Source organism: Ideonella sp. B508-1 (assembly GCF_000333615.1).
In the GTDB taxonomy this organism is placed as follows: domain Bacteria; phylum Pseudomonadota; class Gammaproteobacteria; order Burkholderiales; family Burkholderiaceae_C; genus Ideonella.
The window spans coordinates 1-9450 of the sequence record NZ_BADL01000381.1; the positions used below are offsets into that span (position 1 = coordinate 1).

Annotated in this window: 11 protein-coding genes; 4 read left to right on the plus strand and 7 right to left on the minus strand. The window is 71.1% G+C overall.

The genetic code is table 11. The features are described from left to right. Both I73_RS28320 and I73_RS15825 read right to left on the minus strand, forming a co-directional pair. A partial coding sequence (locus I73_RS28320; RefSeq protein ID WP_040500501.1) for a cation:proton antiporter occupies positions 1 to 345 on the minus strand: 345 nt, incomplete at its 3' end. Next, on the minus strand, positions 342 to 953 hold the full coding sequence (locus tag I73_RS15825; protein ID WP_022981508.1) for an NAD(P)H-dependent oxidoreductase: 612 nt from the start codon (positions 951 to 953) through the stop codon (positions 342 to 344). The genes I73_RS28320 and I73_RS15825, both read right to left, overlap by 4 nt. 43 nt (positions 954 to 996) lie before the next feature. Here I73_RS15825 and I73_RS15830 point away from each other — a divergent pair, with 43 nt between their 5' ends. Both I73_RS15830 and I73_RS15835 read left to right on the plus strand, forming a co-directional pair. Beyond that, the gene (locus I73_RS15830) at positions 997 to 1620 is read left to right on the plus strand and encodes a ParA family protein (RefSeq protein ID WP_022981509.1); all 624 of its coding nucleotides are present in this window, start codon (positions 997 to 999) and stop codon (positions 1618 to 1620) included. A gap of 124 nt (positions 1621 to 1744) precedes the next feature. Then, a complete protein-coding gene (locus I73_RS15835) occupies positions 1745 to 2464 on the plus strand; it encodes a response regulator transcription factor (RefSeq protein WP_022981510.1) in 720 nt (239 codons plus the stop codon). Between the two features lie 22 nt (positions 2465 to 2486). On the opposite strand, the gene I73_RS15840 is transcribed toward I73_RS15835, so the two are convergent. The 3 genes from I73_RS15840 to I73_RS28325 form a co-directional block, all read right to left on the minus strand. Continuing rightward, positions 2487 to 3329: a ScpA family protein gene (locus I73_RS15840; protein WP_051049241.1), complete on the minus strand. Its 843-nt coding sequence runs from the start codon at positions 3327 to 3329 to the stop codon at positions 2487 to 2489. An 85-nt stretch (positions 3330 to 3414) separates the two neighbouring features. Continuing rightward, complete coding sequence (locus tag I73_RS15845; protein WP_022981512.1) at positions 3415 to 3618, minus strand: DUF3460 family protein; 204 nt, start codon at positions 3616 to 3618, stop codon at positions 3415 to 3417. 67 nt (positions 3619 to 3685) lie between these two features. Then, a complete protein-coding gene (locus I73_RS28325; RefSeq protein WP_022981513.1) occupies positions 3686 to 4456 on the minus strand; it encodes a GNAT family N-acetyltransferase in 771 nt (256 codons plus the stop codon). 123 nt (positions 4457 to 4579) lie between these two features. Between I73_RS28325 and I73_RS28330 the strand changes: the two genes are divergently transcribed. Next, positions 4580 to 6100, plus strand: a complete 1521-nt coding sequence (locus I73_RS28330; RefSeq protein ID WP_022981514.1) for a CYTH and CHAD domain-containing protein — start codon at positions 4580 to 4582, stop codon at positions 6098 to 6100. Positions 6101 to 6106: 6 nt separating this feature from the next. On the opposite strand, the gene I73_RS15860 is transcribed toward I73_RS28330, so the two are convergent. Next, positions 6107 to 7789, minus strand: a complete 1683-nt coding sequence (locus I73_RS15860) for a SulP family inorganic anion transporter (RefSeq protein ID WP_022981515.1) — start codon at positions 7787 to 7789, stop codon at positions 6107 to 6109. Positions 7790 to 7980: 191 nt separating this feature from the next. Here I73_RS15860 and I73_RS15865 point away from each other — a divergent pair, with 191 nt between their 5' ends. Continuing rightward, positions 7981 to 8589, plus strand: coding sequence for a DNA-3-methyladenine glycosylase I (locus I73_RS15865; protein WP_026096815.1), 609 nt, complete (start codon positions 7981 to 7983; stop codon positions 8587 to 8589). An 18-nt stretch (positions 8590 to 8607) separates the two neighbouring features. Here the strand turns inward: I73_RS15865 and metG are convergent. Then, positions 8608 to 9450, minus strand: an 843-nt coding sequence (gene metG / locus I73_RS15870) for a methionine--tRNA ligase subunit beta (RefSeq protein WP_022981517.1), incomplete at its 5' end; no start/stop codon positions are given.

Here is a 9450-nt window from a genome sequence, read left to right on the forward strand (position 1 = left end):
GGTCATCAGCGCGGCCGAGGCCAGCAGCTGCACGCTGCCCCAGCCGACCATTGGCCGGCGCAGGGCCCACAGCCGGCGCGGCTCCAGTTCCAGCCCGACCAGGAAGAGCATCAGCACCACGCCGAATTCGGCGAAGTGCAGCATGTCCTGGGCATCGGTCACCAGGGCCAGACCCCAGGGGCCGATCAGGATGCCGGCGGCCAGGTAGCCGATGATGGCGCCCAGGCCGGCCAGCCGGGCCAGTGGCACGGCCAGCACGGCCGCGCCCAGGTAGACCAGGCTTTGCAGCAGCCAGCCATGGCTGAGCGTGGTGGTGGCGTGGGGCAAGGCGTCGGCGGCGGTCATGGTTTGCGGTGGGGGCGGTCGTCGTCGGGCACCTCGCAGCCGGCCTCGGGCGGCAGGTCCTCCAGCTCGGGCCAGGCGGGGTAGCGGGCCAGGCGATCGGCGAACAGGGCGGCGTGTTCCCGCACGGTCTCGTCGCTGACCCGGTGGGCGCCGTGCAGCACCAGCGGCGGCAGAAAGCGCATGCCAGCCACCCGGGCCGTCTGCGCCATCGGGGGCCAGAAGTCGTCGATGAAGTGCTGGTTCTGGCCGGCCGGGTGGTAGGCCGACGCGACGCCGCCGGTGCTCACCACCAGCCACAGGTCCTTGCCTTCCAGGGCCGCCCCCCCCATGCCGTAAGCCCAGCCGAAGCCGAAGACCTCGTCCAGCCAGAGCTTGAGCAAGGGCGGCATGCTGTACCAGTGGAAGGGGAACTGCCACACCACCAGACGGGCCTCGGCCAGTGCCGCGCGCTCGGCGGGGATGTCGATCAGGTAGTCCGGGTAGAGCGCGTAGAGGTCACGCACCTCGATCCGATCGGTCGGCAAGGCCAGGGCGGCCTGCAGCAGGGCCTGGTTGACGCGGGAATGCTCCAGTCGGGGATGGGCGGTGAGGACAACGATTTCGGCCATGCTGTCGCTACCATACCTTGGTTTACAGCTTGGAGGAGTCACGATGCAGGTCATTGCGGTCGCCAACCCCAAGGGTGGGGTGGGCAAGAGCACGCTGGCCACCAACCTGGCCGGCGCCCTGGCACAGCGGGGGCACACGGTGGCCCTGGGGGATCTGGACCGACAGCAGTCGGCCCGTCAGTGGCTGAGCCTGCGGCCCGCCGCGGCCCGTCCCATCCAGGCCTGGCGGCTGGACGATGCCGGCGACCTGGCCTCTCCGCCCCAGGGGGTGGACCGGGCGGTGGTCGACACCCCGGCCGGTCTGCATGGCAAGAAGCTGCGGGCCGTGCTGGGCCAGGTTGATCGCATCCTGATCCCGCTGCAGCCCAGCCTGTTCGACATCCAGGCCATCCACGGCTTTCTCCAGGAACTGTCCGAGGTGGGGGTGCCCGGGAGCGTGCAGATCGGCCTGGTGGGCATGCGGGTGAAGGACCACACCATCGCGCAGGACCGCCTGCAGGAGTTTCTCGCCACCCTCAAGGCCCCGCTGGTGGCCACGCTGCGAGACACCCAGAACTATGTGCATCTGGCCGCGCACGGCCTGACGCTGTGGGACGTGACGCCCAGCCGGGTCGAGCGTGACCTGGATCAATGGGCGCCTTTGCTCCAGTGGTGTCGTGTCAGCTGAAACAAACTGAATCGCGGCATATTGCCGGAAGTTCAATCTTCTTCGTAAGAGGTTTGCTTACACTGCTGACACAACAACAACTTCGGGCGCATGCGCAGTTGCGCTGCTGCCCACGCTGGGAGCCATGCACATTCTGTTGGCCGACAACCATCCCCTGGTCCTCTGGGCTTTCCAGACGCTGCTGGAGGAAATTCGCCCCGGGGTCACTGTGCGCAGTGTCTGCACACCCGCCGAGCTGAGGGAGACCCTGTCGCAGGGCCTGCCCTGCACACTGGTGCTGCTGGACCTCCAGCTGGGGACGCAGGGAGAGGGCTATGCCCTGCTGGCCGAGCTGCGGATGAACCACCCTGACCTGTCCGTGGTGGTGACCTCGGCCTCCGACCACCCCGCCGATGTCATCCAGTCGATCGATCTCGGGGCCTGTGGCTACCTGCCCAAGCGCATGAGCATGACGGCCCTGGCCGACGCCCTGCGTCTGGTCCTGGACGGGGGCATCTTCGTGCCGCCCATGAGTCTGCCCGAGGCCGCGCATCCCCATCCTCATCATGCCGCGTCGGCCCATGCCGCGGCCCCCCGGCAGGGTGAGACGGCTCCCTACCAGACCCAGCCGTCCTTCGAGGCCTTGGGGTTGACCCCGCGTCAGGCCGATGTGCTGAGCCTGTTGCTGCAGGGCAAGCCCAACAAGGAGATCGCCCGCCGCCTGGGCCTGTCGGTGGAAACGGTGAAGGACCACGTGCAGGCCGTGCTGCGGGCCCTGGGGGTGAATTCGCGCACCCAGGCGGTGTTGGCCGCCAGTCAGCTGGGGGCCAAGCGCAGCGGGGCGATGGCGGCCCCCCTGCGCTGAGCCGTCCCCTGGGCGCCGGGATTCAGGCCGGCTGGTAGGCCAGGCGCACGTAGATCGGCGCGAAGGCCTCGGCCTGGGTGATCTCCAGCAGGCGCTCGCGGGCCAGTTCCAGCATCGCGATGAAGGTCACCACGACCACCGGCGAGCCCTGGCTCACGTCGAACAGGTCCTGGAACTCCACGAAGCGCTCGCCCTGCAGGCGGCGCAGCACCACGCTCATGTACTCGCGCACCGAGAGCTGCTCTCGCGTGATGCGGTGGTGCTGGTTGAGCTTGGCGCGACGCAGGATGTCGCGCCAGGCCTCCTGGATGTCCACCAGCGAGACATCCGGAAAGCGCGGTGCCAGGGACTGCTCGACATGGACCTGCGCCCGCAGGAAGTCCCGGCCCATCACCGGCAGGCTGTCCAGCCGCGCGGCGGCCAGCTTCATCTGCTCGTACTCCAGCAGGCGGCGCACCAGCTCGGCCCGGGGGTCTTCGGGCTCCTCGCCGTTCTCGCTGGGCTTGGGCGGCAGCAGCATGCGCGACTTGATCTCGATGAGCATGGCCGCCATCAGCAGGTAGTCGGCGGCCAGTTCGAGGTTGTGCGCGCGGATCTGGTCCACGTAGGCCAGGTATTGCCGCGTGACATCCGCCATCGGGATGTCGAGGATGTTGAAGTTCTGCTTGCGGATCAGGTAGAGCAGCAGATCCAGCGGCCCCTGGAAGGCCTCCAGGAATACCTCCAGGGCATCCGGCGGGATGTAGAGGTCGTTGGGCAGGGCGAACAGCGGCTCGCCGTACAGGCGGGCCACCGCCACCCCGTCCACCATCGCGGGGGTGTCCACCTCCGGGGCCACCGGGGGCGGCAGCTCACCGGCCGGCACCGCCGTCTCCGCGGAGGCGGCCGGCTCAGGCAGGGGGGAATCGGGCAGCGGCTCGTTCACGTCAGGCCGCGATGGGCCGCACGGCTCAGTGGCCGTGGGTCTGGTAGACGTAGGGTTGCTGGGCCACGCGGGCGGCCTGGAACTCGGCTTCGGCCTCGCGGTCCTGCGGACGGTCCCACAGCAGGCCACGGCCGGCGCGCTGCTCGGCCTCCAGCGTCGGGCGCTTGGCCTTGAGCTCGTCGATGAACTGGGTGATCTCGGACTTGTAGGGCTTCCAGAACAGCGGCATGGCAGGAAGGGGCGCTCGCGCGCCGACAGGTTTCAGGAGGAAGGCCGAATTCTAGCGGGGCCCGGTGTCAGCTGGCCTTCACCCGGTACCAGTAGCGGTAAGCGGTCACGAAGCCCAGCTCGGCGTAGAGCGCCCGGGCCGCGGCGTTGGACTGCACCACCTGCAGGTAGGCATGGTGGGCACCCTGCGCCGCGGCCCAGTCCAGCAGCTGCTGGCACAGCGTGCGGGCCAGGCCCTGGCGGCGGGCGTCGGGGGCCGTGGCCACGTCGAACAGGCCGGCCCAGCCCTGGTGCAGCACCGCCAGCCCGGCACAGCGGGGATCCTGGGCCGGCCACACCGCGGCCGCGCAACGCCCCTGGATGGCCCGGAGCATGGCCAGGTGGGTGGCCTGTCCAGGGCCCAGCTTGCCCGAGACGGCCTGGAAGGCCTCCAGCCACTCGGGCCAGCCCAGGGTGGCCGGCGGCACCGTGCCCGCCGGGGCCGCCAGCGGACGCCACAGCACCAGCGAGGGATCCACCCTTTGGTAGCCGCGCTGCTGCAGCACGTCATCCAGCGCCGGCTGGGGGCCCGGATCGGTCAGGCGGAAGATGGCGGGCAGGCCGTGCAGGGCGTAGTGGGCCTCGATCCGATCCAGGTCCTGTGCGCCCAGGGGCTGTGCCTCAGGGCCGGCATTGGCTGAGTTGGCCCGCTTGGTGTAGCCCTGCGCCGTGCGCAGCCGCCAGCCGGCGTGCTCGTGCTCGGCGAGTGCCGGCCAGGCGGCCCAGGCCGCCGCCTCCAGGGCGGCCCAGGTGGGCGGGTCGATCGGGGTGGCAGGCGAGGTGGAAGGGGCGGCGGGCATCGGCCCATGGTAGTGCCCTGTCATCGGGCCACAGGGCGCTGCGGGCAGAATCCGTCGCAGTTGGATGCCTGTTGCGCGTGCGTCCGTGTGTGTGTCCATGCGTCCATGTGAGAGGGCCTGTCCGTGTTCGAGATCGAGTTGAAGTTCCAGGTGCCGGCCGGCGCAGAGGCGGCGGTGCGCCGCGCCGTGGGCACCGCCCAGGCCCGTCAGCAGCGGCTGCGGGCCCGCTATCTGGACACGCCGGACCGCCGCCTGGCCCGGGCCCGGGCGGCGCTGCGCCTGCGTGACGAGGGCGCCCACTGGGTGCAGACCTTCAAGGCCGAAGGCGACAACCCGATGCAGCGGCTGGAGCACGAGGTGACGCTGCCCGGTGGCGAGACGCCGCCAGCCCCGGATCTGGCCCGCCACGCCGACACGCCGGCGGCCGAGGCCCTGGCGCGGGCCCTGGGCATGGTGGCGCTGGTGGGCGATGGTCAGGACCAGGGCCTGGCGGTGCACTTTGAGACCGACATCCAGCGCCTGAGCCGCGTGGTTCGCCTGCCCGGCGGTGGCCGGGTGGAGCTGGCCTTCGATGTGGGGGTGATCCGCGCGGGGGGGCGGGAATGGCCGGTCAGCGAACTGGAGTTCGAGCTGGTGCAGGGTGTGCCGGCCGATCTGCTGGCGCTGGCCCGGCGCTGGGTGGATCGCCACGGCCTGTGGCTGGATGTGCGCAGCAAGGCCGAGCGCGGGCACCTGCTGGCGGCCGGGCGCTGGGCCTCGCCACCCGCGCGTGGCGTGGCGCCCGCTTTGCGCAACAGCCAGCGGCCCGAGCGCGCCGTTCAGGCCCTGTTGCGGGCGGCGCTGGGCCAGGTGCTGGCCAACGCCGCGGTGCTGGCCGACGCCGGCCTGCCGGCACTGGACGACCGGGGCGAGTACCTGCGTCAGTGCCGCATCGGCCTGCGGCGGCTGCGCACCGTCTTGCGTCTGCTGGCGGGGCCCGAGGCGACGGACCTGCCGGTCGACCCCGCCTGGGAGCCGGCGCTGGCCGAGATCTTCCGCCGCCTGGGCCGGCAGCGCGACCTGGATGCCCTGGCCCGGGGGCTGTTGCCGGCCCTGCAGGCCGCCGGGGCGCCGTGGACCGGGGCTTTGCAGGCCGGGGCCACCGAGGTGGATGTGGGTGCCGAGCTGCGCGACCCGGGCTTCACCCGGCTGCTGATCGCCCTGCTGGCCTGTGTCCAGACGCCAACGACGGTGCCGCTGGAGACCGTGCCGGCACCTTCCCTGCGGCGCTGGATGCGGGCCGCGCTGGCGCCGCTGAACAAGCAGGTGCGTCGCGACGCCAAGGCCTATGCGGCCCTGGACGAAGATGGACGCCACCGCCTGCGCAAGCGCATCAAGCGCCTGCGTTACCTGCTGGAGATGAGCGCCAGCCTGTGGTCGACCAAGGCCCTGGATCGGCAGCTTGCCGCGCTGCGCCAGGCCCAGGATGCCCTGGGGGCCGAACACGACCAGGTGCTGGCGCAGGCCTTGTTCACCGAGGCTGCCGCGCAGGAGCCCCGGGCCTGGTGGGCCGTGGGCTGGCTGCAGGCCGCACGCCAGGCTCAGGTGCCGCTGTGCGCCCAGGCCCTGCAGGCCCTGCGCCGCACCGACCCGGCCTGGGACTGAGCGCGCTCAGCTGCCGGTGGGGGCCAGCGCGGCCTCCAGCGTGGGCCACAGGTGCTGCGGCCCCAGTTCCTCGGCGAAGCCCGAGCGCTCCAGCAGCGACAGCGGGGCCTCGGCAGCGCGTGCCAGGTCCATCGTGATGCCGCGGCGCTGCAGGGTCTGCCGCAACTGGTGCAGGGCTTCGAGGCCGGAGGTGTCCATGGCCACCAGGCGGTGCAGGTCCAGCACCACGCGCTGCGTGCCCTCGGGCAGGCGGGCGGGCAGGTCCTCCAGCTTGTCCACCGCGCCGAAGAACAGGGCGCCATAGAGCTCCACCACCGCCACCCCGGCGGGGGTCTGGGCCGCCGTGCTGGGCCGCACCTGGAACAGCGAGCCCATGCGCACGATGAAGAAGGCGCAGGCCGAGACCAGACCCACCTCCACCGCCACCGTGAGGTCGAAGACCACCGTCAGCACGAAGGTGCCCACCAGCAGCAGGCGGTAGGGCCAGCGGAAGTTGCGCAGCCGGGCGAACTCGCGCCACTCGCCCATGTTCCAGGCCACGAACAGCAGGATGCCGGCCATGGCCGCCAGGGGGATGCCGGCCGCCAGCGGGGCGGCCACCAGCACGATGAGCAGCAGGGTTGCTGCGTGGACGATGCCGGCCAGCGGCGTGCGGCCGCCGGCCCGCACATTGGTGACGGTGCGGGCGATGGTGCCGGTGGCCGGAATGCCGCCGAAGAAGGGGCTGACGAAGTTGGCCACACCCTGTGCCATCAACTCCTGGTTGGGGTCATGGCGAGGGATGTCGGCGGTGTTGTCGGCCACCCGGGCGCAGAGCAGCGATTCGATGGAGCCCAGCAGGGCGATCGTCACGGTGGGGATGAACAGCTGCTTGGCGCTGTCCCAGGACAGGGCCGGCAGCTCGAAACCGGGCAGGCCCTGGGGGATGCCGCCGAAACGGCTGCCGATGGTCTCCACCGGCAGGTGCAGCCCGCGGGTGATCAGCGTGGCCCCCACCAAGGCCACCACCGTGCCGGGCAGGTGGGCGGCCACGCGGCGCAGGCGGTGGTGCCAACCCAGGCGCACGCCCACCGGCATGGTGTAGCTCTTGGGCCAGACGACCACCAGGGCCAGGCAGCCGCCGGTCAGCGCCAGGGCCCAGGGGTTGATCTGCCCCAGGTGCTGGCCCAGCGTGCGCAGTTGGGCGAAGAAGTCGCCCGGCATCTTGGCGATGGGCAGGCCCAGGGCGTCCTTGAACTGCGACAGGCCGATCAGCACCGCGATGCCGTTGGTGAAGCCGATCACGATGGACACCGGGATGAAACGCACCAGCGCCCCGAGCTTGAACAGGCCCATGGCGAAGAGCAGCACGCCGGCCAGCGAGGTGGCGATCAGCAGATTGGCCAGGCCGTAGCGGTCGACGATGCCGTAGACGATGACGATGAAGGCCCCGGCCGGGCCCCCGATCTGCACGTTGGAGCCGCCCAGGGCGGAGATCAGGAAGCCCGCGATGATGGCGGTGAACAGCCCGGCTTCGGGCTTGACGCCGGAGGCGATGGCAAAGGCCATGGCCAGCGGCAGGGCGACGATGCCCACGGTGAGGCCCGCGCCGATGTCGGCAACGAGTTGTTCCCGGCTGACGCCCTTCAGGGCGGTCAGGGCGCGGGGGCGGAAGGGCTGCAGGGCAGCCCGCAAGGTGGCCAGCGGCATGGAAACTCCGGTGAAGGGATGGAAGACAGGTCGGCCAGGACCTGTGCCGGAGGACCGCAGTGGTGCAGGCGCACGAAGAAGCTGCGCCGCCGCGAGAGACGGCGGACCTGCGACACTTCGTGGGCATGCGGGGGAGGCATGGGGGTGATTGTCCGCGCCCGCCCCACCGCCTCACAAGGGGGGAAGACACGATGAGTGCCACCGAGATGGCGGCCGACGGCCGGCCACGCTGCCGCTGGTGCCTGGCCACGCCGGAATACCTGGCCTACCACGACACCGAGTGGGGCTACCCGGTGGTGGACGACCGGCGCCTGTTCGAGAAGCTCTGCCTGGAGGGTTTCCAGTCGGGCCTGAGCTGGCGCACCATCCTGGCCAAGCGGGAGAACTTCCGCGCCGCCTTCGACGGCTTCGACTTTCACGCCATGGCCCGCTACGGCGAGGCCGAGGTGGCCCGGCTGCTGGCCGATGCCGGCATCGTGCGCCACCGCGGCAAGATCGAGGCGGTGATCCACAACGCCGGCCGGGCCCAGGCCCTGGCCGAGGAGGCCGGCTCGCTGGCGGCCTATTTCTGGCGCTACGAGCCGACGGCCGATGCGCTGGCCACGCCGCAGACCGTGTCGGTCTCGCCCGAGTCGATCGCCCTGTCCAAGGACCTGAAGAAGCGCGGCTGGAAGTTCGTCGGCCCGACCACGGTCTATGCCTTCATGCAGGCCATGGGCCTGGTCAACGACCATGCCGAGGGCTGCGTGACCCGCGCCGAGGTGGCGCGTGCGCGGGCCGCCTTCCAGCGGCCCGGCTGAGCCGGCGGAGCGGGCGGCTCAGCGAACCCGCATGCCCGGCTGGGCGCCGGGGAAGGGCTCCAGCACGAAGATGCCGGGGTTCGCCTTCTCGTCGGCGTGGCTGGCGGCCAGCACCATGCCCTCGCTGAGGCCGAACTTCATCTTGCGCGGGGCCAGGTTGGCCACCATCACGGTCAGCTTGCCTTCCAGGTCCTCGGGCTTGTAGGCGCTCTTGATGCCGCTGAAGACGTTGCGGGTCTTCCCTTCGCCCACGTCCAGGGTCAGGCGCAGCAGCTTGTCGCTGCCCTCCACATGCTCGGCCTTGACGATCTTGGCGATGCGCAGATCGACCTTGGTGAAGTCGTCGATCTTGATCTCCGGGGCCAGCTCCTCGCCGCCGGGCACCAGCTTGGGCGCGGGCGGCGGGGCCAGCAGCTCGTCCAGCAGCTGGGCGTCCACGCGCTGCATCAGGTGCTGGTAGGCGCCGATGCTGTGGGCGCCCAGGGCGCGGCCGATGTCCTCGAAGCTCATCGGCGCCACCTGCAGGAAGGCCTCCACCTTCTCGGCCAGGGCCGGCAGCACGGGCTTGAGGTAGATGGTCAGCAGGCGGAAGGCCTCGATGCAGGTGCTGCAGACGTCGTGCAGCACCGCGGCCTGCTCGGGGTGCTTGGCCAGCTCCCAGGGCTTGTGGGTGTCCACGTACTCGTTGACCTTGTCGGCCAGGGCCATGATTTCGCGCAGGGCCTTGCCGTATTCGCGCTCTTCATAGAGCTCGGTGATGGCGGCGCGCTGGGCACGCAGGGCGTCCAGCAGGCTGCGGCCTTCCACGCCCAGGTCGGCCGAGAGCCGGCCCTCGAAGCGCTTGTCAGGAAGCCGGCGCGC

Excerpts from the sequence above, each read along its gene's own strand:
- I73_RS15825 (WP_022981508.1), bottom strand. The coding sequence starts at position 953 with ATGGCCGAAATCGTTGTCCTCACCGCCCATCCCCGACTGGAGCATTCC.
- I73_RS15830 (WP_022981509.1), top strand. The coding sequence starts at position 997 with ATGCAGGTCATTGCGGTCGCCAACCCCAAGGGTGGGGTGGGCAAGAGC.
- I73_RS15835 (WP_022981510.1), top strand. The coding sequence starts at position 1,745 with ATGCACATTCTGTTGGCCGACAACCATCCCCTGGTCCTCTGGGCTTTC.
- I73_RS15845 (WP_022981512.1), bottom strand. The coding sequence starts at position 3,618 with ATGCCGCTGTTCTGGAAGCCCTACAAGTCCGAGATCACCCAGTTCATC.
- I73_RS28325 (WP_022981513.1), bottom strand. The coding sequence starts at position 4,456 with ATGCCCGCCGCCCCTTCCACCTCGCCTGCCACCCCGATCGACCCGCCC.
- I73_RS15860 (WP_022981515.1), bottom strand. The coding sequence starts at position 7,789 with ATGCCGCTGGCCACCTTGCGGGCTGCCCTGCAGCCCTTCCGCCCCCGC.
- I73_RS15865 (WP_026096815.1), top strand. The coding sequence starts at position 7,981 with ATGAGTGCCACCGAGATGGCGGCCGACGGCCGGCCACGCTGCCGCTGG.